Genomic DNA, 24,687 nt, shown 5'->3' on the forward strand with positions numbered 1-24,687 from the left:
TTAAAATTCGGGTTTGTCGAAATTTTTTTCGTCGAACGCCGCTTCGATTCCCTTCGGATTCTCGCGGATTTCCGAAATCGAAAGTACGGTTTTGTCGCCGTTTGTCTCGAAAAATTCGAGCGATTTCGGGAAGCGTCCCGAATAGACCACGACGATTTTTTTGATGAACTTCCGCACGCCCGCCGACTTCGGCGTAAGCGTCGCGGTGTCGCCGTCGCGCCGCACGTTGTAGTCTTCCGAAGACTCTCCGATTGCGAGCCTGCCGATTTCACGCGCGGTGCGCCTTACCGCCTCCGCAAACGGCGTGTCGAGCCTCCGCCAGCCGTCGGACGTTTTTTCGAACGCGAATACCCCGCGCTCGTTGCAGATTGTAAGCGACTCGAACGGCGAGAGCACGCGCCAGCGCACCCTGCCGCTTGCGTCCGCCGCAAGCGTGCATTCGCCGACGACGGGTTCGGGCAGAATCGAGACGTATTTGCTTTGCGTCATTCTCACGAGCACCGATTCGGGCGCGGCGGAGAGCGCGCACGCCGCAAGCATTATCACTGCCGCAAATTTTTTCATAGTATTTTGAAAATTGTCAGCGCGCGCATGTTCGTCGAGGACATTGTGTACCGCGCGAAGATTTTGCCGCTCTCGCCCGATTTTTCGGCAATCGCCGCCGCCGAAACGCAGTAGTTTGCGCCGTATTTTCCGCCGGAAAATTCGGGCGTTCCGAAGCTTTCGGCGAGCGCGTCGAGGCGTTTTTTTTGAAACGCGTTTTGCGGCGTTGACGCGAGGAATCCGCCCAATTCTTTCGGCGAAAGCCCGATGTCGGCGAGGATTTTTTCGGCTCTTGCGCGTTCCGCATTTGCGTCGCGCGAAATTCTTGCAATGTCGAGGGCGAGGATTTCCGCAAGCGGTTCGGCTTCCGCGCAGTGCTCCGTTCCGACGAAATATGCCGCGGCGAAGTCGGAGGTTTCGGCGGGGCGTCCCCTTTGCTTCAAAAACTCGTCGGCAAGTTCGGCGTGTTCGTCGCCCGCGCAGACGACCGCCGCGTCCGCGCCGCCGCAGTATATCTCGCGCAGAGTTTGCGCCATTGCGCATTCGAACGAAATTTCCTTTGCGGTCGCCGCGCTGTTCAGCCCTCCGAATTTTTCGCGCACGGCAATCGCCGACGGCACCGCGTTGTGCACCGAGTTCGTGAACGCCGTCGGCATGGGTTCGGCCTCGCGCTTTTCGAAAACGTTTTCGACGAACGCGAGCGTCTGCGACGTCATTCCAAGCCCCGTGCCCCAGCAGACGGCGGTTCTGTTTTTTTCGGCTTTCGGCTTCGCGCGGGCGAGCGCGGTTTCCGCGGCTTGAAGTCCCATTTTTTGCAGGTGCGCGAATTTGCGTTTTTTTAGCGGCGGAATGTTAGGCAGAAGCGCGGAGTCTTCCGCAATTCCGCCGTCGCCTACGATTCCGAAGCCGTAGACGAACACGCGCCGTTTTTCGGAGGGCTTTGCCGTTTGCGGTTTTTTGCGCGAAATCGCAACCGCCGCGTTGTTGCCGCCGAAGCCGAGCGAAACCGTGAGCGCCGTGTTTATTTCGGCGTCTTTCACCTCCGCTTCGGGGGCGATTCCGACTTCTTCGTCGAATGTTTCGAAGCCCGCGTTCGGCGGAATTTTAGAGCGTTTTGCAGCCTCTACCGAAAGTATCGCGTTGACTATTCCGCTCGCGCCGAGCGTGTGTCCGAACACGCGTTTGAGCGACGAAAACGGCGGAATGTCTTGCCCGAAAACTTTTTTCAGAGCGGCGGCTTCCGCGGTGTCGTTTCCGCGCGTCGCCGTGCCGTGGGCGTTGTAGTAGTCGGCTTTCGGGGAGCTTACCAACGCCGCCGACATCGCCCGCGCCGCGCCGTCGCCGTCTGGGGCGGGGGCTGTCGCGTGGTACGCATCGCAGGTTCGCGCCCAGCCCGAAATGTAGGCAAGAGGCTCGGCTTTCGCCGCGCCGTCGGCGGCGAGAATCATCACTCCCGCGGCTTCGCCCAGATTTATGCCGTCGCGGTTTTTGTCGAAGGGCGAGCATTTGCCTTTCGAAAGCAGAAGAAGGGAGCCGAAGCCGTTTACTGTAATGCGCGAGAGCGCGTCGACCCCGCAGACTATCGCGGCGTCGCACGCTCCCTGCGAAATCGCGTTGCACGCCTCCGCGAGCGCGATTGAAGAGCTTGAACACGCCGTCGAGAACGCCGCGCATTCGCCGAGCGCGCCCGCACGTTTTGCCGCGATTTCGGCGAGGGTTGAGCATTCGTAGCCTGCGAGTTCGCGCAGTCCGTTCCCGCCGCTTTTGCGGTTTCGTTCGAGCATGTTTTCGGTCTCGAAAATGCCGCCGATGCTCGTGCCCGCAAACACGGCGATTCTCTCCCGCGCGATTCCCCCCAAGTCGGCATTCGCCAACGCTTCGTCCAACGCCGCAATCAGCAGGCGTTCGCAGCGCGAGCGTCTGCCGTTCTGCGGAATGTCCGCCGCCGCTACGAATTTGTCGGCGTGGCGCGGGCTTTCGAAGAGCCGCAGTTGCGAGAGGCTGTCGCGCCCCGAAAACGCGGCGTCTGCGGCGTCCCCGAGCGACATTCCCGCCGCCGCCGCCAGTCCGGCGGATATTACTGCGGGAACTCGGCTCATTTTTTCTTGGAAATCACGAAGTCGGCGAGCGCGCCGACCGACGCAAAGACCGTTTTTGCGTCCGCGCTTTCGTCCACCGACACCCCGTATTCGCGTTCGACCATCACGACGAGTTCGAGGGCGTCTACCGAGTCAAGCCCCAGCCCGCCGTCGCCGAAGAGTTCGGCGTCGGTTTCGATGTCGGACGGCGACACGCCCTGCAAGTTCAGAGCCGACACGATTTTAACCTTGATGTCTTCGATAAGCGAGTTTCTGTCCATTTCAAAAAAATATAATTGCCGTCATCTTATTCCGCGCCCGTCGTCGCGCAAGCATATTTCAATTCCAGAAATCGTAAAAATTGAACCACTGGTACTTGTATTTTCGGAGCGCGGTTTCGAGGTTTTTCATGAATGCGCGCGCGCAGTCGTCGGGCGGCGTTTTTGCGGGGTCGAAAACCTCCGACGCCCGCATTGCGTATTCGAATTTTTTTTCGCGCGTGCAGATTATCTGCACGGCTTTGACTTTCGCCGTTTTTGCGAGCGAAAACGCGGCGGTTGGCGTTTTCACTTTCGAGCCGAAAAATTCCGCCTCCGCGAACCTTCCGCCCGCGTACCTGTCGGCGTGGATTGCGACAATCGCGCCCCTTTTGAGTGCGGCGTAGGCTTCGACGTATCCGAGCGAGCCGTCGTCGAAAATCTTGGGCGCGCCGATTTTCCGCGCCGATTCGGCGAGCTTTTGAAGTTCGGGGTTCTCCCTGTCCGCGCCGAGTACCACGACCTCCCTGCCGTATTCCGAAAGCTTTGTTCCCGCCGCCGCCCAGCCGCCGACGTGCGCCGTGAGCACCACGACCCCGCGTCCGTCCGCCATCGCGTCTTCGAGCGTCGCGCGGCACTCGTCGCGCAGTGTTATCTTGCTTTCGCCGAGCATGACGGAGGTTCTGTCGAGCAGGCACGCTCCGAACGTAAACAGCAGTTTGTAGGTCTCCGCCGAGAACGCCCCGACTTTCCGCCCGTTCACGCGCGACAGAAATTCGACCGCCCCCGCGCAAGCGCGTCTTCTGAAAACCATGAAGTACGCCGCCACGAACGCCAGCAGAACGTACGCGGGCGCAAGCCCCAGCTTCAGGAGTTTGAGAAAGCAGAGGTTTCCCCAGTAGCCGCCGTAGCTTTTGCCCGTCCACTGGCTCATTTGCCGTTCCCCCTTTCGGGCGACAGCGCGAGGCACGCGCAGAATATCGCGAAAATCGAGACCGCCGCGGCGAGTCCGAGCGTTTTCATCACGGGGTGCTCCGCAAAGCCGAGCATGCCGAACGCCGCGACCGTCGTCGCCGCCGACAGGAACACCGCGGGGTAGGGCGGCTTTCGACCGCGCATTTTTGCGAACAGCGGGAAAACCGCGTAGTCTTGCGCGATGCAGACGGCGAAAATTACGAACACCGAATTTACCATGTTAATCGGGATTCCCGCCGCCCCCATGATGCCCAAGCTCCAAAGCAGTCCGGCCGCAACGGGCGCGAGGATTTTCAGCGCCGCCGAAATACTGCGCGTCGCCGCAAGCAGGTAGAGCGCGACCGCCGCAAACGCCGCCGCCGCGAATTTTGCAAGCCACTCGTACGCGTTTTGCGCAATGCGTTCGCCGAGGTACTGCGCGTCTATGTAGTGCGCGCCGAGCCTCTCCGCGGCTTCGGCGAATTTGCGCCTGTCCGCGCCGTCGGCGAGCTTCACGGGAAGCGCGATTGCCCTGCCGTCGGGCGAAATTTTCCCCCTGAAAATGTCGGCGAGCGGGCGGAGCTTTTCGGGTTCGGGGGAGACTTTCCCGCGCCAAATGTCGAGGTCGAGAGCGGACGGGTTCAGCCCCTCCGCCCTTGCCGCCGCCTCTATTTGCGCGGCTTTGCCGTCGCGGAATTTCTCCCAGCGGGCGGCGTTTTCGGCGCGTGTCTTCGAGTCGGGCAGAATGGGCGAGAGCGGGAAAATTTCGGCGTTCGGAAGCTTCGACGCCCGCCTTTCGATTTCCGCGCATTTGCGTTTTGCGGCGTCGGCGGAGTCGGCTTCCACAAGCAGAAACGCCCGCGAAACGCCGTCTTTCCAGACGCTTCTAAGTAGCGTGTCGTCGCGCTTCGCCTCTTTTCCGAGGGCGCTTAGTGACGCCAAGTTTCCGTCGAATTTCACGTCGAGCGCAAACGGAACCGCCGCCGTAGAAAGCAGTACAGCCGCCGCCGCGCGCAGTTTTTTTGCGGGCAGAAAGTCGGTCGGGGCGAAGGCGATTTTCAGTCTGCCGCGCGTTTTTGCAAGCGGCGCAAACGCGGGGAGAACGAGGACGCTCGCCAACGCCGACACGATGATTCCGACCGTTCCGAAAAGCCCTATTTGCGCGAACCCGCCGCTTCCCGAAAAGCCGATTATCACGAATGCGAGCGCGGAAGTTCCCGCGGCGACGGCGACGGGTTTTGCGTTGTCGGAAGCGGATTGCGCGGCGTCGGCGTCGGAAATTTTTTCGCGCCCGTCCAAGCCGTAGAGCGCGTGCAGGGCGTAGTCTATGCCCACTCCCACCGCGACCGACGCAAAGCCCACCGCGATTGTCGAGACACGCCCGAATACGGGCTGCACGGCGCAGAACGCCGCCGCCGTCCCCGCAAGCGAGGGCAGCACGGCGAGAGCCGCGAACGCCTTTCTTGCGAATGCCGCAAGGCAGATTGCCGCGACTGTCGCGACGGTCGCCGCAAGGCAAATAGACGAGTCTTTTGCGGCAATCCGCGCGTTTTCTGCGGCGACGCGGTATCCGCCCGCGTATGCGACCTTTGCGCCGAAGCGGCGTTCGATGTCGGCGTTGAGCGTTTCGATTCGCGCGGCAAGCTCCGCGCTTTTTGCCGAGTCGGAGGAGTCGAAATTTCCCTCCGCCATAACGAGGAAGTTTTTGCGCAGTTTGTCCGAAATTCTGCCGCCCGAAAATCCGAACTCGCCCAGCCCGCCGCTTGCGCGTTTGAGCTTTTCGGCGACTGCAACAAGCGCGCCCGCGGGGTCTTTTGCGAAAACCCTTGCCGCGCCGAAATGCTGCGGGCTTGCGATGTTGCGCTTGAAGTCGGCGGCGCGTTTGCGCAGCTCGGCGGGAGACGTCTTTTTTTCGAGTTCGGCTCTGTCGGCTTCGGTAAAAGTGCGGGGCAGAAGTTGCAGAATGTTTTTCAGAGATTCGTCGAAGTCGAAATCCTCCGCCGCGCCGACTACCGATTTTATTTCGGCGTCCTTTTTCAGCGCGGCGGCGAGGGCATCGCACGCCTCCTCCGCGTTGTCTCCCGAAACGTTGAAAAACAGCGTGTTCGACTGCCCGAAGTCTTTTGCGGCGCGGACGTGCGCGGCTATTGCGGAGTCGGACTTCGGCAGGAGGTCGTAGATGTCGGAGTCGAAATTCGCCCGCGAAATCGCCGCCGCCGCCGCTATCGCGAACGCCGCGAATGCAATCGCCGCCGCCAAGCGGTGTCGGCAAACCGCCGCTGCTATTTTTCCCGCCGCGTTCATTTTTTCAGCGCAAGCTTTCGCAGTGTTTTTTTCGGCAGCAGAAGCGACGCAAAAAACAGCTTTGTGTTCATCGCCGTGAATTTGAGCGTGTCGGCGAAAGGCTTGTAGTGGGAGCCTGCGAGCGACTCTCTGTCGTAGAGCGCGGGAATCGGCAGCTGGACTATTTCCACTCCCGCCCACGCCGCCTTGACGAGCAGTTCGGTTTCGAAAACGAATCCGCCGAAATCCATTTTAAGCCGCGCGATTTGCGCGAGCGGGTAGCACCTGTATCCGCACTGCGTGTCGGCGACGGAAATCCCCGTCTCCGCCCCGAACCAGAAGTTCGAAAATTTGTTCATGAATTTCCGCGCGGGCGGAATTGCGGAGCAGTCGAAGCCGCGCACACCCGCGATTATGCTTTCAGGGTTTTTTTCGGCGGCTTTCGCGAATTTTTCGGCAAGTTCCGGCGGGTGCTGCCCGTCGGCGTCGAGCGTAATGACGTGCGTGAAACCGCGCTTTGCCGCCTCTTCGAACGCCGCTTTGAGAGCCTCCGCCTTGCCCCTGTTGCGCTCGAAGCGCACGAGGGTTGCGCGGGGAGAGCGCGTGGCAATCGGCGGGTTCGAGCCGTCGTCTATTACAAGCGCGTCAAGTCCGTCGGGCAGTCGGTCTATGATTCCGTCGAGCCTGTCCGCGTGGTTGTAGGTGGGTATTGCCGCACATATTTTCATTTGCGCTTGAAACGCGTGCAGAATTTCTGCATTCTCGATTTTGTTAATTGGCAATATTGCAAAAAAAAGAACTATTTACAATTATATAATGCCCGTAGACAAAACACGCCTCGACGCGCGAAGGGAAATTTGCGCGAAACTAAAATCAAAGCTTGTCGAAAACCTCGACATTCCCTACAAGCCCGACGACCTTTCCGACGACATCTCGCTGATAGGTTCGGGGCTGGGCTTGGATTCGCTCGACATTCTCGAAATCGTGCTGTGCGTGGAGAACAATTTTTCGGTCAAAATGCCCGAAGACAGCGCGCCCGTTCTGCGCTCGCTCAACACTCTTGTAGACTACATAATCCAGCAGACGGAGGCGAAATGAGAAAACTGGCTCTTTCCGAAAAATGGGCGAAGTCCGGCGCAAAGTTCGGCGAAATCGCGGGCGCGGAGTGCGTTGAAAACTTCGGAGACGCCGCCGCGGAGCTTCGCGCAATCCGCCAGACGGCTGCTCTCTGCGACCTCTCGTTCTCCAAGATTTTCTCGTACGGCGAAAACGAGGGCATCGACTTTCTCGACACCGTGCTTGCCGCAAACATTCTCAAACTGCGCTACGGCGGAATTATCGACACATTCCTTGCCGACGAAAACGGCGGCGTTCTCGCCGAGACTTTTGTGGGGAACATAGACGACAGGGTTTTGGTTGTCGCCGAGACCGAAGCCGAAAGCCTCCCGCTTGCGGTTTCCCCCGAATGCGACATTACCGAAAACTGCGTTCTGCTTTCCGTAGACGGGCCGCTTGCGTGGAAAGTGGCGCGGGGCGTGTTCGGTTCCGACGTGCTGAACCTTTCGTTCCTTTCGCTCGAAAAATACGACTTCGAGGGCGCGGGCGTGATTCTCATGCGCAGCGGGCAGACGGGCGAATTCGGCTACCGCTTCGTTGTGCCGAATGCCGTCGCCGAGCCTTTCTGCGCCAAGCTGGAGGAACAGCTTGCCGCCGTCGGCGGACGCCTTTGCGGCTTCGACGCGCACAGAATAGCCCGCATGCAGGGCAACTTTTTCGACATTTACGAGGAGGGCGCGGTTGTGCGCAATCCGCTCGTTTTGGGGCTTCAATACATGGTCGATTTCGAAAAGGAATCGTTCGCGGGGTCGGAGGCGATTTTCGCGAACCGCGCGGCGGGCGTTTCCGAGCGCCTTGTCGGCGTGAAATTTTCCGCCGAAAACGTTTCCGACATCTACGACGGTTCGCGCAAAGTCGGGCGCGTCGCGGCGCGGCGCGGCGACATCGGGCTCGCTGTCTTCGACGCCGAATACGCGTGCGCGGGCTTTGCCTATTCCGCCGCTCCCGACGCCCACGAAACGGTCTTTACAACGTCGCGTCCGTTCGTTCTCGCCGATAGCCTCTCGCGCGGAATGGAGGACTGATTTTCTATTTATAAAGAGATGGAATCGCAGACAATTCTTGCGGGCAAAACCGCGATAATCACCGGCGGCTCGCGCGGGATAGGCGCGGCCGTCGCGCGGAAGTTCGCCGCGCGCGGGGCGCGGGTATTCTTCACCTACAAAAGCGGCGCGGAGGCGGCGGAAAGGCTCGCCGCCGAAACGGGCGCGACGGCGGTTTGCTGCGACCAGTCCGACAGCGCGGCGATTGAGTCGGCTTTCGAAAAAATCTTCGCCGAAACGGGGAGAATAGACGTTCTCGTAAACAATGCGGGCATTACAAAAGACTCGTTCCTTGCCCTCATGCCTGAGCGCGACTTCCTCTCCGTGCTCGACACAAACGCCGCGGGCGCGTTCCGCTGGACGAAGCTTGCGGCGAAAAAAATGCTTTCGCAAAAAAGCGGCTCTATAATTTTCATGTCGAGCGCGTCGGGGCTTGTGGGAATCGGCGGGCAGGCGAACTATGCGGCGAGCAAGGGCGCGATGTGCGCGTTTGCCCGCGCCGTCGCCGCCGAGCTTGGCTCAAAGGGAATCCGCGCAAACTCCATTTGCCCCGGCTTTGTGGAGACCGACATGACCGCGAAAATTCCGCGCAGGCTCGTTGCGGAGTATACCGATAAAATCGCGCTAAAACGCTTTGCTCAGGCGGAGGAAATTGCGTCGGTCGCGCTGTTTCTGGCGTCCGACATGTCGTCGTACATAACGGGGCAGTCGATTGCCGTAGACGGCGGGCTGACCGCGTGCTTCTGAATTATTTTGCGTCGGCGCGGCGTTGCGATGCGGGCTTTTCGGGTGAGTCGGAATAGTCGTCCGAAGTTTTCGCGCCCGCGAATTTGCCGCTCCATTCGAGCAGCGCCGCGCCCCACGAAAGCCCCACTCCGAACGCGCAGACGGCGACTTTCATGCCCGCTTTCAGCCTGCCGTTTATCGCGGCGTCGGCGAGGGCAATCGGCACGCTTGCGCCGCCGCAGTTGCCGATGTCGTGCATTTTAAAATAGACTTTTTCGGGCGGAATTTTCAGCCTGTCGGCGGCGGCGGAGACCATCATTTCGCCCGCCTGATGGAAAACGAAAAGGTCGATGTCGTCCACGCCCATTCCGTTTTTTTTCAGCAGTTCGTTCACCGCCTGCGGGATTGTCTTGTAGGCGAACGCGAAAATTTTGAAGCCGTCTATTTTCATGTTGGCGTTCGTCCTGACGTTGCCGTCGGCGTCGGTGTATTCCTCGAAATCGCGCGGGGTGGGGGGGGTGCGCATGCCCGAAGTCGGGCAGATGAGGTCGGCGTAGCCCGCGCCGTTCGTCCCGAAAACAAAGTCGATGTAGTCGTCGGATTTTTCGACGATTGTAGCCGCCGCGGCGTCCCCGAAAAGCGACACCGAGCTTTTGTCCATGGGGTGGATTAGCCGCGTGGCGGTGTCGGCGGTTATCACCAGCGCCCTGCGGGCGAGCGACGCTTCGAGCCACGCGCCCGCCGTCGCCAGCGCGTAGGGGAACTGCGAGCACCCCAAGTTTATGTCGAAAGCCGCGCACGACTTCCCAAGCCCGAGTCTGTCCTGCATAATGCAGGCGTTCGACGGCATGGCGTAGTCGGGCGTTTGGGTTGCGAAGAGAAGCAGGTCTATGCTTTCGGGGCTTGCGAGGGCGTTGCCGAACAGCATTCGCGCGGCGTTTTCGGCGAGGTCGGAGGCGCAAGTGTCTGCGCCAACCGTGCGGCGTTCGAGAATCCCGGACATCGCCGCGATTTTGTCGGCGGTCTCCGTCCCGAAGCGTGCGCGCATTTCGTCAAGCCCGACCCTGTTCGAACCCGTTGCGTATGCGATTGCTGTTATTGCGGCTTTCATTATGCTCTGCCGAATAAACTACCACATCTTGCCAAAGTCGAGAAAGAATCGCCGAAAAAACTGTTCGCCGCCGATTTCGACAGCCCGCGCATGTTCACATATCTGCTCCTGAGCAGGTTTTGGTCGCGGTGCCCCATGTTGAGTTGGAGTCGCGGGAGGTCGGCGTATTTCTTTGCGTGGAAGCTTGCGTAGGTGTGCCTTAGCACGTCCTGAACCCAGTTTTTGCCAAGTCCAGACTCGTTTCTGATGTCGCGCCATTTTCTGCGCCAGCCGCAGGGGCGGATTTTCTGTTCGGGTCTTTTCTTGTAGGCCGAAAGTATCGATTTCAGCGATGGGCAGATTTCCACCTGTCTTACGCCGCCCGTTTTCGAGCAGAGCGAATTTACGGTGATTGTGTTTTCGGAAAGGTCTATGTCGCGCCATTTCAGCTTGCCGACCTCCGCCGGTCTTATTCCCGCAAGAACGAGCAGCCCGACCGCCGCCGCGCAGTTTTCGTGCCGCCCCGACGCAGAAATCAGCCTGCGCGTCTCCGAAAGCGACAGCGGCGAAATCTCGCCCTCGCGTATTTTTTTGCGCTCCACAAGCTTTACGGGGTTGCGCCCGCACCACTCGCGGCGCATTGCGTATTCGAAAAAACCGTGGAGCATTGCGCGGCCCTTGTTGAACTGGCTCGGCGTAGGGAACGCCTTTTCGAGCCAGAAGCGGCAGTCGCCAGCGGAAAGCTCCGCAAAGTTTCTTTTTGCGTAGTGCGGCGCGGTTTTCAAGAGCCGCGCGCCCATGTATTTGATGTCGCGCAGGGAGTCCGGGCGCAGGCCCGATTTGCTTGCGGCATACTCTTCAAACGCCGTCGCAGGCGAGATGTCGGCAAATTTCGCGGCGCGTTTGCCCGTCTCTATTATTTTGTTGCAGAATTGAATGGGCGTAAGCCCGGCTGACGGGCTGAGCGCGTCGAGCATGTTTCTGACAAGCCTTGCGGCGTCGAGTACGCTTATTCCCGAACCGCGCAGGACGGTTTCGGCGGATATGAGTTGATAGTGTTTCATAGTATTAAGAATACTGTTGTAGAGTAAATTTAATAATTTTATTTGCAGGATTCAATTTAATATCAAGCTGTTTCGCAATAGTGCAATAATTATTCACAACATTTACGCAGAAGGCGGGTGTTTGCCAAAATGTTTCGTTTTTTTATTTTCAATAATATGGAAATTTTACGCTGAAACGGTATTTCAATGTTCAATTGCGGGCGGAAATGCTGGCGGCCGCCGCGGTTCGTCGATTACGAGCAACGTTTCGACGTTCGGCGGAGCGTTTGGCGTTTGGCGTTTGGCGTTTGCGCGGCAGGGGCATGGTAAAAAAAATGCTCCGAATCTTTAAGATTCGGAGCATTTCCGTTTTAGTCCGCCTCTGCGGATTAGCGCACTTTGTTGCCGCTTACCACGATGTTTTTCGTGTCTGACTTGTCGTACCACACGCCGAGTCTCGGCGTCATTTCCGACTTCGTGAACTTGTTGTCGAGAATCTTCACGTCCGATGACGATACTATGAAAAATCCGTTTCTGTAAATTTGCGGATTTTTGCGCGGGGTTTCGTTGGCGAACACGTTGTCGGCAAACACCACGTTTTGCGCCGAGCCTATGAGAGCCGCCATTCCGTAGTTGTCTTTGAAGAGGTTGCCCTCGAAGAGTATGTTTTTTAGAATGGGGTAGGGTGTCTGCGCGTCGGAGGGGTCGCTTTTGAGGTATGTTCCGATGAAAACGTCGTATTCGTAGGACCACCTCGTTCTTCCCATCTGGTTGCACGATTCGAACGTGTTGTTTTTCACGAGCACGTTGTCAACCCCGAAGCCTTCGCACCAGATGTTTTCGGTGAAGCCCGTCTCGATTTTTATCGAGCCCATTTCGTTGCGTTTGAACTTGCAGTTTTCGATTGTGACGTCGCGTGCGAGCACCAAGATTCCGCGCGCGCGGTTGTGGTGGAAATAGCTGTTTTTCACCACAATGTTGCGCGTGTCGAATGCTTTGTTGAAGAGTACGTATTTGCCGAATTTGGAGTCGGGCAGTGGCTTGTCGAAGAGGATTTCGCACTTGCCGGATTCCGTTTTTTTGTGCCCCGTGATTTTCGCCTCGAAGCCGAGGGGGGAGTAGTCGCTGTTTCGGAATTCGACAGTGTCGCCGACAGCCCCGTAGCTCTTGCGGGCGACGAGCGAATTTTCCGACTTTTTGACGCCGAACGAGGAGTTGTCGTGGAAGTTTATGCAGTCGTCCGCGCCTCGCGAGAATTCGCAGTCGAGCACCTTGATGTAGCCGAGCGACGACGCGATGTGGTAGTGGTCGGCGGTGCATGTTATTGCGCGTTTTCCCGAGTTTTCGGGAAGCACGATTTTCACGCGCTCCATGAGCGTGTACTGCTGTTTGCCGTGCTGGACGAACGCGTGCCCGGGGTTTGAAAACACGGTGAAGTCGGAAATCGTGATGTGCTTGTTGTTCCACATGACCATGTTGTTCATGTCGTAGTAGTAGTGCTGCATTCGGAAGAGCCTGCCGACTTTCAGAGAGTTTTGGCGCGACTTCCCGTAAAACCTGATTGTGTTCGGGTTCAGCCATTTGAACTTCGGGCGCGGGTTGCGCCCCGCGAACATGTCGTAGCCGAAAGGCATTACGCCTTCAAGCCCCACCGATTTCTCCTTTTCGTCCCAGCCCGAAAGCGTTGCGGCGCGGACGTAGTTTGGGTAGGCGGGGAATTTGTCGTAGTCTACGAATTTGAAGTCAACAAAGTCCTCCTTTTGATTGATTGCCTCGACCCTTACGACGCTCGCGAGCGGGTCGGTCTCCCAGTCCCAGTCAACTTTCACGTTGCGGATTTCCACCCGTTTGTTGCCGCGCACCCAGAAATTCGGCGCGTTCTTTTTGAGGAAAACCAGCGTCGAGCCGTTGCCGTCGAACGTGAAATTTTCCATGTCGGCGACCGCAATCGAGCTCTCGCCGACCAGCTTGTAGACCGCGTTTTTTTGCAGCAGCAGTTTTGCCGCCTTGTTTTTTCGGCAGTAGTCCATCGCCTTGTTGAATAGCTTGGGCGAAATTTCTTTGTTCGGCACAATTCCGAAGCGTTCGGCGTTTACGACCTCACCCTCAGGATTGTAGGGGCGCATTACCTCGAAGTCAGCCGAGCCAGTCGGCAGTTTCGACTTGTCGAGCTTGTAGTACCTAACGTTGCCGTTTATCGGAATGAAGCCAAGCGGCGCGTCTTCGACAATTTCGATGTTTGAAATTTCGGCTTTGAGCTTTTTGTACGCCGTAAAGACCAGCGCGTATTCGGAGGCGTTCTTGGGCGTCTTGAATTTGAGAGTCGTTTGCGGCTGTTTGTCGTAGGCGTATGTGTTGTGCTTCAAGATGTCGGTGCCGTCGCGGTAGGCGGCGGTGTTGCGCACAAGCGTGTGCAGGTGCGCGCCGTCCTCGGCGTCGGAGATTTTTACCGACATTTTCAGAACGTAGCGCGTGTCGGGTTTGAGCGTTCCGTTTTTGAATTCGACCACGCGCATGTACGATTCCAGCGGAATCTTTGTAGTGTCAATCGCGCAGGATTTTCCGTCGGGCGACACCGACGCATTCTTGCCGACGTACGCCAAATTTTCGTTCGAAAAGTCGGCGACCGCCTGCGTTTCCCTGTCTTCGCAGCCCGCGAACAACGCCGCCAGTGCCGCAAATATTATTGTTCTTCCCATTATATTCATGGTTTTATTGATAGCCGATTGGTTTTTTGAATGCAACCGAATTTGTGTTTACAAAAAACGCGCTTCGTTTTGAAGCGCGTTTGCCGAATTTTTCGGCCGTCTATTTGCGTCTGCGGTAGACTGCCAAACCCAGCGCGATTGCGCCGAAAATCGCCGCCCATTCGGCGGGTTCGGGAACGTTTATGCGGTTGAGGAAGTATACGTCCTTGCCGTCGAGAGTTCCCTTTACGAGAGTGAGGTCGCCCTTGCCGTAGGTTGTGCCGTCGGCGGTGTTTGCTGTGATTGTGTCGTACTTGCCGAAAACTTTGTCTTCGTCGCCCGTCCAGAAGCAAATCATGTCGTCGGCGAAGTTTTCGATGGTGAGCGTGTTGCCCGAAGCCCCCGAGATGCCGCCGATGTAGAGCTTGGCGTCGGCGTTTGTGTCGGAAAGTTCGATTGTCAGTTCCGTCGCGCCGTTCCAGTAGTAGAAGTTTCCGAATCTCGTCTTTTCGTTTACGATTATCGAGTTGTTTGCCGCCGACATCATGAGTGTTGTGTCGCCCGTTGCGCCGCTTGTCAAAATGCGCGTGAAGGCGTTCGCCTTGTTTATCACAAGCTGCGTGTTGCCGCTCAGGAACAGTCTGCCTTGGTATTTTTGCCCGTCCCCGCCTACGTTGTCGTAGAGCTTGATGTAGCCCGCGCTGCTGTCGACCGAGAGGCTCGCCAGGCTTTCCGAGGACGCGCCTTTGAGTTCGAGGGCGCCCTTTTGGTCGATAGTGCCGCCGTTCGAAACCGACATGCCCCCACTGATTACCGTGCGGGCGGATGTGCCGTTGGTAAGTTCCGTTGCGACGAATTTGCCGCCCGAAATAGACGCGTTCGCGAGCGTCAGTTGGTTTTTGCCGACGTATTCGAAGTTGCCGTTTATTTCGGCGTTCCAGCCGGTGTTCGTGTTGACTTTCTGCGTCTTGAACGTTCCGCCTGCCGCGATTTGAAGCGTCGAGCCGCTGTAAAAGTTGAAGCCAAGCTCCTTCGACGACGCGTCGACGACCGCGTTTTCGCCGATTGAAAAGAACCCGTTTCCGGCGATGTGGGTTTGCGAAACGGTATAGTTTGCCTTGACGCCTTTTTCAAAGAACACTCCGCCTCCGGAATTTGCCGCAAAGGCGAGGCTCTGTCCCGACAGATTCGCGTTTGTCGCGATTACGAGTTTTGAGGCCTGCGAGGCCGAATAATTTACCGTCATTCTGAACTGCGCGCCCAAATCGACGTTCGCGTAGGTGGAGTCGTTCGATTGGGAGTTTTTAATTGTGAGCGTTCCGAGATTCCAGGCGAATTTGTTGTTGCCTGTCGTAAGCGCGGTGATGCCGCCTGCTTCTGCGGAATTAATGTCGATTATCAGGTTTCCCGAGAAATTCCATGCGGGAGTTTTGCCCGCGTCCGACACCGTTCCTGGGGTGTGCGTTGCGCCGTCGAGGGAGGCGATTGTCGCGTAGTTGCCACTGAACATCGTGCCTTCCTTTGTGGCGGCTGGGCTTTCGAGAATTATATTATAGTTTGGGTTGTCTTTGGGGATTGGCACGCGGGTTGTGTAATCGCCCGCGCCACCCATGACTGTTTTATCCACAGTCGTGGCGGCGAGAGCCGCGGAGGCCGCGAACACGAAGAGAATGGAGGTTTGTACTACTTTTTTCATGGTTATGGATTTAGGTTAAAACTTTTATGGGGGTTTATAATGCGAGAATAAATAGGGACTGAATTTTCATCAACATTTAATTTTGGTTTTTTTGTTTAACGGTTTAATTGCGCAAGTGTATTGATTGTAATTTGTTGAGGAATTGAACCTGCCCGTTTTTTTGCGTCCGCAAGTCGCTTTTTTTTAGTTTTGTTATTGACAAATGCGCAAAAAAAAAAGACGCGCCATTTGCGGAGCGCGCCATTTGGTTTTTTTGAAAATTTTTCAGCCGCCTATTTGCGTCTGCGGCAGACCGCAAATCCCAGCGCGATTGCGCCGAAAATCGCCGCCCATTCGGCGGGTTCGGGGATTGCCGCCGTCAGCCAGCCGTTTTCGCCTATGCGGACGTTCGAGATCAGGTTGCCGTCGGCGTCGTAGAACTTCGCTTTCGCCACTCCCGACGCGTTGGCGGCGTTTGTTCCTACATAGACTGCGTTTTCCCGGAAATTGTAGACTTTAAGCCCCTCTTCCGTATTGTTCCAAAGCGTCTGTCCCTCGCCTTCGAGAATCAGCTGCGCGAGGTCGAACAGGTAGATTTCGATGTTCGAGCCGCTCGTGACGTAGAGGTCTTGGAACGTCTGCGTTGCGTAGAGATTTACGAGGCTTCCGTATTCGGAATAAACGTCCTTAGCCGTCGCAAGGCGGATACCCTTGCCGTTTTCGTCGGTGAAGGCGTTTTCCTGCCAGATGTTGAGTTCCGAGTTGCCCCAGAGCCTGATTTTTGCGTTGTCTACGCCTTCCTTCTTGACGATGAAGTTTGCGCCCGAGTTCACGTTTAGAACTGCCCGCGTTACGCTGAGCTCGTTCGAGCCGATTTTTTCGCCGAAGACATCCACAATGCCGTCAACCGTCCAGCTTGCGCCCGTTTCGATGTTTGAGGCTCTCTTGAATCTTACGCCGTTGTTAGACGTCGCCGTCGCCTGCACGAATTCCGACTTCGAGTACAGTTTGTAAACCGTGAACTGTTTTGCGGGGGTCGTGTCGTGGAGGTAGGTTTTGCCGTAGAGCGAAAGCGTGCTGCCGCCGCCCATTTCGAGCGTGCCGTAGATGTGCGCCGTTGCGTTGTTGGCGATGTAGAGCGTGTTGTTGTACGATTTGAGCGTGCCGTTTTCGCCGATTATGAATTCGCCGCCCTTTACATAAAACACTGTGTTTGAATTCCCTTTAAGCGTAAGGTTGCCGCCAACTTGTATGAGCGATTTGTTCGCCGAGCCTGTTTCGAGGCGTCCGCCGTCCCAAATTACGGAGGAGTCTTCCGAAATCGAGAGTGTCGTAGTGTTCGTCGAGTTCGAATTGCTGAGGTATGTGTTTTTTGCGCTTACCGTGCCGTTGAAATGTTCGAACGAAAGCACCTGCGTTTGGTCTGGTGCTGCGCCAGTGAGCGTGAGGTTAGAGCCGAAGTCTACGGTGATATTTGCTTTTTTGTAGTCATTGCTCGAATTGGTGAGAACGAGCGTCATGAAATTTTGCTTCCACGAAGCCGCCGAAACCGCCGTGGCGTCCGTCGCCGAATTTGCGTCGACCGTAATGCCCGTGCTGGGGTTGCTGCTTGCGATGTTTACCGCGCCCTTGCCGTCCGCCGCGCTCGTGTCGATTGCGGTAATCGACTTCACTGTTTTGTTGGCAGCGCGGTACATTTCGCCCTGATTGGCGGATTCGTTAGGTGTCGAGTCAAGGATAAGATCGGTCGTTGCCGAGACGCCCGTGATATCCGTTCTCTGACCCGTTTTATTTGCATACTTGCCATGCACGGTTTTTGTTTCGGCTAGAGAGAGCGAAACCGCCGCGCCGAGCAGTGCTACGAGCAGGATTTTTCTTTTCATGATAATCAGATACAGTTTTGAGTTAACGGTTTAAATAAACGAAATAGAGGGATGTGTTTGAAATTGCAAGTATTTTTTTACGCAAGTTTTTTGGCCGAACTTTTTGTTCCGATTTTACCTTCCCTCCGTTCGACAAAAATCTTTTGCGGTTTTTTCTGTTGCCGCCGCTTTTTTCGGGGCGATGTGTTTCTATTTTAGATGTCCGAACCCGCGGAACATTAAAAATATTGCCGCTATATGGCGGAAAACAGGCGGATGCAATTCTTTGTGAATATGGAAAACCCGCGAATCCAACCGCAAAAAACGCGGAATTGCTGTTCGGCGATTCCGCGTTCAGATAAGAGGGGGTGGGGGCGGCGTGCGCGGAGGGTGTCGGCGCGTTGCCGCTGTGGGGATTTTTGCTATTTTTTCGGCGGAACGGGATTCCAGCCTCGCGAAATTGCGTAGTCCATAAATCTGTTCCAGTCGTAGGGGGTTATGCTATGCGGGCCTTCTTTGATATGGAAGCCGATGTCGCCGAAGAACGGCTTGCCCGAAGCGAGGTCGGCTTCGGTCGGCAGCTTCTTCGCCCCGAAAAGTCTATATGCGGGCGAGACTTTCATGACGGCTTCGCACTGAATGTCGGGCTGCGCGTAGATGTCGCCCGAAGACCCCGCGATGTAGAGCATGCGCGGCGCGATGCACGCTATCAGATGCCACTGGTCGGCGGGCGGAATTTCGAGGCTGCTGTTGCGCTCCTTTTTTAGCTCCGTTTGCGATACGCCTGTTGTCGCGGTATTTGTGTATTTTTTTATGTTTTTCGAGAACCAGAACTTAAAGCGCAGGTTGGGCATGAGCGTTATCGTCTTTGCGCCGCCGTTGTTTCCGCAGACGTAGGCGAAGCGTTTGTCGTGCGCGCCCGTTATGAACGCCGTTTTCGAGAGCCGCGAGTGTCCGACGACCCCGATTTTCTGTTTGTCGATTTCGGGCATTGTTTCCAGCAAATCTAACACGCGCATGTTGCACCACGCCCATGCGGCGAGGGCGGTTTTTTGGGGCACTTGCGAGTCGTCGAAAATTTTGTAGACGCTTTCTTTTGCGCCGTCTCTTGTGATGTAGTCGGGGTATCCTTCGTTGTAGCAGAATGTGGCGATTCCGAAGCCGCGGGCGACTATCTCCTTTACGGGGATTCTCTCGGTTTTTGTCGCCCGCGTTTTTTCGCGGTCGGTATTTTTCTTTTCCGCCCTGATGAAATGCGTCGGCAGGATAACCTCCTTTTCGGCGGTAAGCGTGTGGTTGCCGTAGAAGTTGGGGCACACGAATGCTGGGATTTTCTCCGCCGCGCCTTTGGGCAGGTAAATCAGGACATTGAGCGAATGCTCGCCCTTTTTGCCGCCCACGGTGATTTTATATTGTTTGCGGACCGCGATGCCGTCGAGCGCGTTGTCGGACGATTCGAGAAGCTCGAACTTGATTGTATCGGGGCGCGGCGGAATTTCCCCGTATATTTGGGAGTCGAAGAAGTCGATAATCATGGGGGCTGCGGTTTGGCTCCATTCCAGCGCGCTCTTGATTTCTCCGCGCCCGTCGATGCGCTGCAAGATGTCGTTTTGTTCTGCGTTGGAGAATTGCGGCGCGCAGAGTGCGAGCGTTGCCGCCATGCAGGAAATAAGTGTTTTCATGCTTCAAACGTATGAGCGATTTTATTCCGAGGTCAAGCAATTATTGATTTGTTGGGTTTAAATTTGAATTTTTGGAAAATTTCAAAGCCTGCGGGTTTGTCGCGATTGCTTTTTTGTGTCGGCGCGGCGGAGCGGTAGTTTCCGCATTTTTGCGGGGGAGGGCGGAGTATTGCCGCCGTTTTCTGCGGATGGCGGTGATTATCGGAAGCTGTAAGTTTGTGTGTCGATATTTCTTGACAAAAAATCTTCCGTTCGTTTGAATATATTTCAACATGAAACAAAACATTCCCAATCTAAAACGAAGAGCGACCGCATTTGTTTCGACATTGTCCGCCGTGTTGGCGTGCGGATTGGCTGGCTGCGCGTCGGAACAGAACAATCAGGAAGCCCAAACGCCTGCGGAGGCGCAAAAAACCGAGGTTGTTTGCGTTTATTATCCGCACTGGCACGTTTATCCCGAAGGCGAAAAGTGGTTCGGCAAGAACTGGACCGAATGGGAATTTGTCAAGACCGCAATCCCGCGCTTCAAGGGGCACAAGCAGCCGATGAAGCCGCTGATGGGCTATTTGGACGGAAAGTCGCCCGACGACCTCGCAAAGGAAATCGAGCTTGCCTCGAACAGCGGCATCGACGTGTTTTTGTACGACTGGTACTTCTACGGCGACGGCATTCAGACGATGTCGGAGTCGCTCGAACAGGGCTTCCTGAAAGCTCCCAACAGCGGCAAAATGAAGTTCGCCATCATGTGGTGCTACCACGACCGCCGCAATGCCTTCCGCCCCGAATACGGCAAGCCGCGCCAGATGTTGCAGCCGCTCTCGCGCACTCCGCAAGAGTTCCTGAACGCCGTTGAATACTGCGCGAAAAACTATTTCACAAAGCCCAACTATTGGCATGTAGACGGCAAGCCGTATTTTTCGATTTTTGCGGCGGCGCAATTCATGTCCGACATGGGCGGCGCGGAAAAAACGCGCGAGCTTCTGAAAAAAGCCGACGCCGTTTCCGTAAAATATTGCGGCAAGCCAGTGCACTGGTCGGGAATGGTCTTCGGCAGAAAGAATTTCGACGACTACGCGGCGGCGCAGTTCGATTCGCTCAGCAACTACAACGTCAATCCGAGCGCGATTCCCGATTTCAGAAAGTACGCCGCAAAACGCCGGTGGGTCTTCGAATATTCGCAGATGGCGGACGCCCACAGGCTCACTTGGGACTACTACGCGAACACCCCGATGAAATTTATCCCCGTTGCGACAAGCGGCTGGGACAGCTCGCCGCGCTGCCGCGCCGATGTCGAATTTCCGTGGAAAAAGGCGGAATACCCGTACGGGACAATCGCGACGAACAATACGGGAGACAAGTTCGAAGCGCTTTTGCGCGACGCCAAAGCCTTTACCGAAAAGTCGCAAAAATCGCCCCGCGCCGTTTTGATTAACGGCTGGAACGAATACACCGAAGGCTCGTTCCTGATTCCCACACTGCGCGACGGCGACTCAATGCTCCGCGCCGTCGCCGCGGTTTTCGGACGCCGCCCCGCCGACAAATACGTTTTCGGCGACATGGCGACCCGAAAGCTCTGTTCCGCGCCCGCCGCCACGTTTGAAAACCTCTCCTACGGAACGCACGCAAAGAACAAGCTCGACGTGTGGCTGCCCAAAAACGCGTCGGCAAAAACGCCCGCAGTTATCTACTTCCACGGCGGCGGCTGGGCTTCAGGCTCGACGGTTGACCGCAGGATTGCGGAGCAAATTCCCGCGCTGCTCTCGCGCGGCGTAGCCGTTGTTTGCGCCGACTACCGCTTCATTCAGGACGCCGTAGATTCCGACATTTTCCCGCCCGTTTCCGCGCCGCTTTCCGACGCCGTTTTGGCTGTCGAATTTGTCAAGGCAAACGCCGCAAAGTGGAACATCGACGCTTCTAAAATCGGCTTGGCGGGCGGCTCTGCGGGCGCGTGCTCCGCGCTGTACGCCGCGCTTTCGGGCAAGGCGGACGTAGCGTTCGTGGCGGCGTCTGTTCCGCAGACTTCGCTCGACCCCGCGCAAATGCGCTCGTGGATTCCCGAAATCAAATACGGAGCGTCCGCGTTCGGTTTTGCCGACTTCGACGCTTGGCTCAAAAACCGCGCCTCCGTCGAAAAATACATAGCGCAGTATTCGCCTGCGGCTCTCGTGCCGAGTGCCGCCGCCCGCAAGACAAAGACGGAGTTCTTCCTCTTCTACCCGAACGAAAAGCTCGACGCGCCGCATTCTGAAAAGTTCGGCGAAAACTTCGAAAGAATCTGCAAATCAAACGGCGTGTCATGCAAAGTCGTTCGCGGAGGGTTCGACATTTCCTCCTGCCTGAAATAGGGCGGCGAATGCCGAATTTACGCCGACAGTTTTAGTTTGAATAAACGAAAAAAGCGGAATTGCCCAATGCGGCAGTTCCGTTTTTTTTGCCTCAGACGAAACGCCCGCAAGCGCGTTTCTTGCGGCGCGGTTATTCCTCCGTTCCCGCAAAATAAGTTGCGAGTGTTGAAAATCTTAGCATGCCTTGCATGCAAAAACAAAAAAAACGCCGAATTGTTTTCGGCGTTTGCGTGCGGAATTTCCTTTGCGGAAATGCGTATTATTTGTACTGGTCGGTCACGACAACGCATTCGATGCCGAGCGACTTCGCGACTTTCGAGATTTCGTCGGCGTGGTGTCCGATGCCGAGCGCAAAGTGGTGCGTCGGGCCTTCCATGCACCAGTTGCGCAGGAATGTGCGCACGTCGGGCTTGAATTTGCCGTGGGTGTTTGTGTTGCCCGTCGGCGGCACGTCGCCCGCCGTCGATTCGCCCTCGGCGACGACGAACTTGAACGAGCCGTCGGCCTTGACGCCGATTGAAAGCAGGGTTATAGGGCCTTCCTTGATTTTGAATTCCACGCCCGCACCTGCGCCGGGTTTGCCGTGGTATTTTTTGAGCGAGCGCAAAACGGGCTTGCCGTCGGCGATGTTGATGTGGTGGGGGCCGTCGTGCCCGACCAAAATGGTGTCGCGGGCGAAATCGACGGGGTGGAACTCCGCGAAGCTGCCGCCGATGTCGAGGCGGTCCATAATCATCATCGCGATGCAGTTTTTAAGGTCGAATTCGCCGCACATCGGGAATCCCGCGGCGGTAAGAAGCGAATTGCCGACGATGAAGTTCGTCACCAAGCGGCGCATTTCAGTGTTCGGCAGGGCTTCGTAGTAGTAGGCGAAGCCGTCGAGATTGCGCTCGGCGGCGAACTTTTCGAGGGCGACTGCCGCGCGCGCTGCGGTGTCGAGGTCGGCGTCGGTGAGCTTTGTCGTAATCGGGTCGGAGACGGGGTTCGGGGTGTCGAAGAACGAGAGTATGCGCTTTTTCATGGCTTCGACTGCGGGGGCGTCCTCTTCGAGGAAGTGTTTGAGGATTTCGTCAGGCTCGCAAAGCGCGACGTGGCAGCCGAAGGTGCGGGCGACGGCGGTCGGGTCTGCCTGCATGTCGTACATGTTTTCGAGGGCGTGCCCCATCAAGCCGATTCTCGCGCGGCGCAGGTCGTGCAAAACTTTTGCCACGTTGCACCACTTGGCGATTTCCTTGTCGGCGCGTTCGTCGCCGTTGCGCTTGCCGATGATTACGTCGGCTACGGGATTGCCGAGGCGGATTGCGACGTCGGTAAATTCGGGCACGGCGCAGATGTCGTCGTTGCAGAGCTGAATGAAGGTCGTCGCCTTTTTGTAGGGCATTGCGTCGGCGGGCTGGAGCGCGACGAGCACAATCGGGATTTTCAGCTCGCGGGCAATCGGCATGAATGTTGACGACGTCGCGTAGGTTACCATATCGACAAAGAGAATGTCCAAGTCGGCGGCGCGCATTTTTTCGAGAGCCTTGCGGGCTTCGGCGGCGTTGTCTACCAGCCCGAAGTCGAAGGTCTTGACGCCGTTTTTATCGACCTTTCCCTTGAAAGTCGCAAGCTTGTCAATCATCACGTCGCGCAGACCGTCAAACTGCTTCCAGTAGGTGTCAAGCCCGACGCCGACAATGCCGACATTTGCGGTAAGGGGCTTGCGACGCGGAATTATTTTGTTGGCTTCCGCCGCCGTAGCCGCAACCGAGGCGAACAGAAGAATCAGTGCTATCAGTTTTTTCATTTTTGTGTATGCTTTGTTGTGAGTTGAAATATTTGGGTTTTTGATAGAAAGTTAGTGCCCGAACCCACAAATGTCAACACGAAATATCGATTGAGGTTTGAAATTTTTGCGTCCTCAATCGCATGAGTGAATTTTGGCGGGCGCGGACGCGCGGCTTGTACGCGGGGCATTCAAACGCAAAGAGCGCATTTTCGGGCGCGTTTCGAAAATTTGCTTTATTTCGTCCGCTTTTTGCCTTTTGCGATTTTTTCTGTTGCCGCCGCTTTGAAAATGTTTTTTGATATGTCCAGACAAAACGGGTATCCCGACAAACTCCGTTTTCGACACGCATGAAACAGAAAATCACACCGCACGAAAAATACATTTGGCAGATTTTTGACGACAACCAGCTGCGTCTCCTGCCCAAGGGCAACAAGGTAAGCTATTTCTCAAACAATAGCAGTACCCGATACATGCCGTCGAACCTCATCAACAGCGGTACGCACACAATCACCGTCCCCGAAAACCTCCCGACCGACATCTTGGCGAAGCGCGGCATTGTCTCAGGCGGTTTTGCCGAGCACACAAAGGGCTACTACCACTCGCGCAAAAACAAAAAATTTACCGACGTGCTGTGCGTCGTGCGCGGCGTGCTGTCGGTCAAATACGACGGCAAAAAGTACAAGCTCCGCAAGGGCGAGTGTCTCGTAATTCCGCCGAACAGGCTTTGCGACTCATACATCGAAGTTCCAAAGTCCAACCTCTTTTGGATGCACTTCAAAAACAACGCCTACTGGAACGGCATTTTCGGCAGCGAAATTTTGATAAAGCCGCTCGCGCGTTTCGACGACATTCACTCGGTCATGCACGTCTATCTCAACGAAGTCTACGGCAAGCACCGCTCGATGCTGATTCTCGAATCTCTTGCCGACACGCTCGCGGAGCTTATAAAGAACGAGTTTGCGGCGAACTGCCGCTCGACGAAAAAGGAAATCGAGGACAAGCTTGCGGAAATGCTCACGGAAGTTGAGCGGAATCCAGAGGCGGATTGGAAGTCGGCGGAGGTTGCGAGGCGGTTTTGCATTTCGATAAAACAGCTTGACGAATTTTGTCTCACTTATGCGGCGCAGACGTTTTCCAAGTTCGTGTTGAAAACAAGAATGAAGATTGCAAAGGAAATTTTGAAGTCTGATTCGCTGACTTTGGAGGAGATTGCGAAAAGAGTGGGGTATGGGACGCCGTATTCGTTCTCGCGCGTCTTCAAAAGCTACTATGGAGTGTCGCCCCGCCATTTTAACGGCGCGTGAAAGCACCAGTCTAAGGGCGTTTCACGCGCGCCCCAGACCGCTTACATACGCCAAGTATGCTACGCGCCCTGTGTCGCGCGTAAAGCCGCCCTTATACTGGCACTTTGACGCGCCTAAAATTACACGGCGCGTGAAAGCACTTCCCTAAGGGCGTTTCCCTGTACGCCCAGACCGCTCGCGTACGTCAAGTACGCCACGCGCCCTGTTCGTACAGGAAAGCCACCCTTATGA

At 56.4% G+C, this 24,687-nt stretch carries 19 protein-coding genes; 6 read left to right on the forward strand and 13 right to left on the reverse strand.

Annotation, left to right across the window (positions count from 1 at the left end):
- The 6 genes from P3B99_009090 to P3B99_009115 are packed head-to-tail and all read right to left on the reverse strand — an operon-like array spanning nucleotide 1 to nucleotide 6,843.
- Complete coding sequence (locus tag P3B99_009090; GenBank protein WYJ07350.1) at nucleotides 1-564, reverse strand: outer membrane lipoprotein carrier protein LolA; 564 nt, start codon at nucleotides 562-564, stop codon at nucleotides 1-3.
- Complete coding sequence (locus P3B99_009095; GenBank protein ID WYJ07351.1) at nucleotides 561-2,642, reverse strand: beta-ketoacyl-[acyl-carrier-protein] synthase family protein; 2,082 nt, start codon at nucleotides 2,640-2,642, stop codon at nucleotides 561-563. The genes P3B99_009090 and P3B99_009095 overlap by 4 nt, the downstream gene beginning before the upstream one ends.
- Nucleotides 2,639-2,902: a phosphopantetheine-binding protein gene (locus P3B99_009100; protein ID WYJ07352.1), complete on the reverse strand. Its 264-nt coding sequence runs from the start codon at nucleotides 2,900-2,902 to the stop codon at nucleotides 2,639-2,641. Before P3B99_009100 ends, P3B99_009095 begins: the two co-directional genes overlap by 4 nt.
- A gap of 58 nt (nucleotides 2,903-2,960) precedes the next feature.
- Nucleotides 2,961-3,812: a lysophospholipid acyltransferase family protein gene (locus tag P3B99_009105; GenBank protein WYJ07353.1), complete on the reverse strand. Its 852-nt coding sequence runs from the start codon at nucleotides 3,810-3,812 to the stop codon at nucleotides 2,961-2,963.
- A complete protein-coding gene (locus tag P3B99_009110) occupies nucleotides 3,809-6,136 on the reverse strand; it encodes an MMPL family transporter (GenBank protein ID WYJ07354.1) in 2,328 nt (775 codons plus the stop codon). Before P3B99_009110 ends, P3B99_009105 begins: the two co-directional genes overlap by 4 nt.
- Nucleotides 6,133-6,843, reverse strand: coding sequence for a glycosyltransferase family 2 protein (locus P3B99_009115; protein ID WYJ07355.1), 711 nt, complete (start codon nucleotides 6,841-6,843; stop codon nucleotides 6,133-6,135). Before P3B99_009115 ends, P3B99_009110 begins: the two co-directional genes overlap by 4 nt.
- Nucleotides 6,844-6,931: 88 nt before the next feature.
- Here P3B99_009115 and P3B99_009120 point away from each other — a divergent pair, with 88 nt between their 5' ends.
- The 3 genes from P3B99_009120 to P3B99_009130 are packed head-to-tail and all read left to right on the forward strand — an operon-like array spanning nucleotide 6,932 to nucleotide 9,021.
- The gene (locus P3B99_009120) at nucleotides 6,932-7,213 is read left to right on the forward strand and encodes a phosphopantetheine-binding protein (GenBank protein ID WYJ07356.1); all 282 of its coding nucleotides are present in this window, start codon (nucleotides 6,932-6,934) and stop codon (nucleotides 7,211-7,213) included.
- Entirely contained in the window at nucleotides 7,210-8,256 is a 1,047-nt protein-coding gene (locus P3B99_009125; protein ID WYJ07357.1) for a hypothetical protein, read from the forward strand. The genes P3B99_009120 and P3B99_009125 overlap by 4 nt, the downstream gene beginning before the upstream one ends.
- An 18-nt stretch (nucleotides 8,257-8,274) precedes the next feature.
- Entirely contained in the window at nucleotides 8,275-9,021 is a 747-nt protein-coding gene (locus P3B99_009130; GenBank protein ID WYJ07358.1) for an SDR family oxidoreductase, read from the forward strand.
- 1 nt (nucleotide 9,022) lies between these two features.
- Here the strand turns inward: P3B99_009130 and P3B99_009135 are convergent, their stop codons facing one another.
- The 5 genes from P3B99_009135 to P3B99_009155 all read right to left on the reverse strand — a co-directional run bounded on the left by P3B99_009135 (nucleotide 9,023) and on the right by P3B99_009155 (nucleotide 17,378).
- Nucleotides 9,023-10,111, reverse strand: coding sequence for a ketoacyl-ACP synthase III (locus P3B99_009135; GenBank protein ID WYJ07359.1), 1,089 nt, complete (start codon nucleotides 10,109-10,111; stop codon nucleotides 9,023-9,025).
- The gene (locus P3B99_009140; GenBank protein ID WYJ07360.1) at nucleotides 10,111-11,154 is read right to left on the reverse strand and encodes a tyrosine-type recombinase/integrase; all 1,044 of its coding nucleotides are present in this window, start codon (nucleotides 11,152-11,154) and stop codon (nucleotides 10,111-10,113) included. The genes P3B99_009135 and P3B99_009140 overlap by 1 nt, the downstream gene beginning before the upstream one ends.
- 368 nt (nucleotides 11,155-11,522) lie before the next feature.
- Nucleotides 11,523-13,832: a right-handed parallel beta-helix repeat-containing protein gene (locus P3B99_009145; GenBank protein ID WYJ07361.1), complete on the reverse strand. Its 2,310-nt coding sequence runs from the start codon at nucleotides 13,830-13,832 to the stop codon at nucleotides 11,523-11,525.
- Nucleotides 13,833-13,941: 109 nt separating this feature from the next.
- A complete protein-coding gene (locus P3B99_009150) occupies nucleotides 13,942-15,516 on the reverse strand; it encodes a hypothetical protein (GenBank protein ID WYJ07362.1) in 1,575 nt (524 codons plus the stop codon).
- A gap of 272 nt (nucleotides 15,517-15,788) precedes the next feature.
- Nucleotides 15,789-17,378 (reverse strand): hypothetical protein, encoded by a 1,590-nt coding sequence (locus P3B99_009155; GenBank protein ID WYJ07363.1) that lies wholly within the window; start codon nucleotides 17,376-17,378, stop codon nucleotides 15,789-15,791.
- A 53-nt stretch (nucleotides 17,379-17,431) separates the two neighbouring features.
- Here P3B99_009155 and P3B99_009160 point away from each other — a divergent pair, with 53 nt between their 5' ends.
- Nucleotides 17,432-17,719 (forward strand): hypothetical protein, encoded by a 288-nt coding sequence (locus P3B99_009160; protein WYJ07364.1) that lies wholly within the window; start codon nucleotides 17,432-17,434, stop codon nucleotides 17,717-17,719.
- Between the two features lie 60 nt (nucleotides 17,720-17,779).
- Here the strand turns inward: P3B99_009160 and P3B99_009165 are convergent, their stop codons facing one another.
- Complete coding sequence (locus tag P3B99_009165; GenBank protein ID WYJ07365.1) at nucleotides 17,780-19,039, reverse strand: hypothetical protein; 1,260 nt, start codon at nucleotides 19,037-19,039, stop codon at nucleotides 17,780-17,782.
- A 272-nt stretch (nucleotides 19,040-19,311) separates the two neighbouring features.
- Here P3B99_009165 and P3B99_009170 point away from each other — a divergent pair, with 272 nt between their 5' ends.
- A complete protein-coding gene (locus P3B99_009170; protein ID WYJ07366.1) occupies nucleotides 19,312-21,384 on the forward strand; it encodes a glycoside hydrolase family 99-like domain-containing protein in 2,073 nt (690 codons plus the stop codon).
- Nucleotides 21,385-21,643: 259 nt separating this feature from the next.
- Here P3B99_009170 and P3B99_009175 read toward each other — a convergent pair whose 3' ends face one another.
- Entirely contained in the window at nucleotides 21,644-23,170 is a 1,527-nt protein-coding gene (locus P3B99_009175) for an L-fucose/L-arabinose isomerase family protein (protein ID WYJ07367.1), read from the reverse strand.
- A gap of 329 nt (nucleotides 23,171-23,499) precedes the next feature.
- Between P3B99_009175 and P3B99_009180 the strand changes: the two genes are divergently transcribed.
- The gene (locus P3B99_009180; protein WYJ07368.1) at nucleotides 23,500-24,456 is read left to right on the forward strand and encodes a helix-turn-helix domain-containing protein; all 957 of its coding nucleotides are present in this window, start codon (nucleotides 23,500-23,502) and stop codon (nucleotides 24,454-24,456) included.
- The last annotated feature ends 231 nt before the right edge of the window (nucleotides 24,457-24,687 follow it).

The sequence above is a fragment of the Opitutia bacterium KCR 482 genome (genome assembly GCA_029269845.2).
GTDB lineage: Bacteria > Verrucomicrobiota > Verrucomicrobiia > Opitutales > Intestinicryptomonadaceae > Merdousia.

What these genes read in the sequence shown, in the direction of transcription:
- P3B99_009125 (WYJ07357.1), top strand. Translation starts at nt 7,210, where the DNA reads ATGAGAAAACTGGCTCTTTCCGAAAAATGGGCGAAGTCCGGCGCAAAG.
- P3B99_009150 (WYJ07362.1), bottom strand. Translation starts at nt 15,516, where the DNA reads ATGAAAAAAGTAGTACAAACCTCCATTCTCTTCGTGTTCGCGGCCTCC.
- P3B99_009110 (WYJ07354.1), bottom strand. Translation starts at nt 6,136, where the DNA reads ATGAACGCGGCGGGAAAAATAGCAGCGGCGGTTTGCCGACACCGCTTG.
- P3B99_009100 (WYJ07352.1), bottom strand. Translation starts at nt 2,902, where the DNA reads ATGGACAGAAACTCGCTTATCGAAGACATCAAGGTTAAAATCGTGTCG.
- P3B99_009095 (WYJ07351.1), bottom strand. Translation starts at nt 2,642, where the DNA reads ATGAGCCGAGTTCCCGCAGTAATATCCGCCGGACTGGCGGCGGCGGCG.
- P3B99_009180 (WYJ07368.1), top strand. Translation starts at nt 23,500, where the DNA reads ATGAAACAGAAAATCACACCGCACGAAAAATACATTTGGCAGATTTTT.
- P3B99_009105 (WYJ07353.1), bottom strand. Translation starts at nt 3,812, where the DNA reads ATGAGCCAGTGGACGGGCAAAAGCTACGGCGGCTACTGGGGAAACCTC.
- P3B99_009130 (WYJ07358.1), top strand. Translation starts at nt 8,275, where the DNA reads ATGGAATCGCAGACAATTCTTGCGGGCAAAACCGCGATAATCACCGGC.
- P3B99_009120 (WYJ07356.1), top strand. Translation starts at nt 6,932, where the DNA reads ATGCCCGTAGACAAAACACGCCTCGACGCGCGAAGGGAAATTTGCGCG.
- P3B99_009135 (WYJ07359.1), bottom strand. Translation starts at nt 10,111, where the DNA reads ATGAAAGCCGCAATAACAGCAATCGCATACGCAACGGGTTCGAACAGG.
- P3B99_009175 (WYJ07367.1), bottom strand. Translation starts at nt 23,170, where the DNA reads ATGAAAAAACTGATAGCACTGATTCTTCTGTTCGCCTCGGTTGCGGCT.
- P3B99_009155 (WYJ07363.1), bottom strand. Translation starts at nt 17,378, where the DNA reads ATGAAAAGAAAAATCCTGCTCGTAGCACTGCTCGGCGCGGCGGTTTCG.
- P3B99_009140 (WYJ07360.1), bottom strand. Translation starts at nt 11,154, where the DNA reads ATGAAACACTATCAACTCATATCCGCCGAAACCGTCCTGCGCGGTTCG.
- P3B99_009115 (WYJ07355.1), bottom strand. Translation starts at nt 6,843, where the DNA reads ATGAAAATATGTGCGGCAATACCCACCTACAACCACGCGGACAGGCTC.
- P3B99_009090 (WYJ07350.1), bottom strand. Translation starts at nt 564, where the DNA reads ATGAAAAAATTTGCGGCAGTGATAATGCTTGCGGCGTGCGCGCTCTCC.
- P3B99_009165 (WYJ07365.1), bottom strand. Translation starts at nt 19,039, where the DNA reads ATGAAAACACTTATTTCCTGCATGGCGGCAACGCTCGCACTCTGCGCG.
- P3B99_009170 (WYJ07366.1), top strand. Translation starts at nt 19,312, where the DNA reads ATGAAACAAAACATTCCCAATCTAAAACGAAGAGCGACCGCATTTGTT.
- P3B99_009145 (WYJ07361.1), bottom strand. Translation starts at nt 13,832, where the DNA reads ATGGGAAGAACAATAATATTTGCGGCACTGGCGGCGTTGTTCGCGGGC.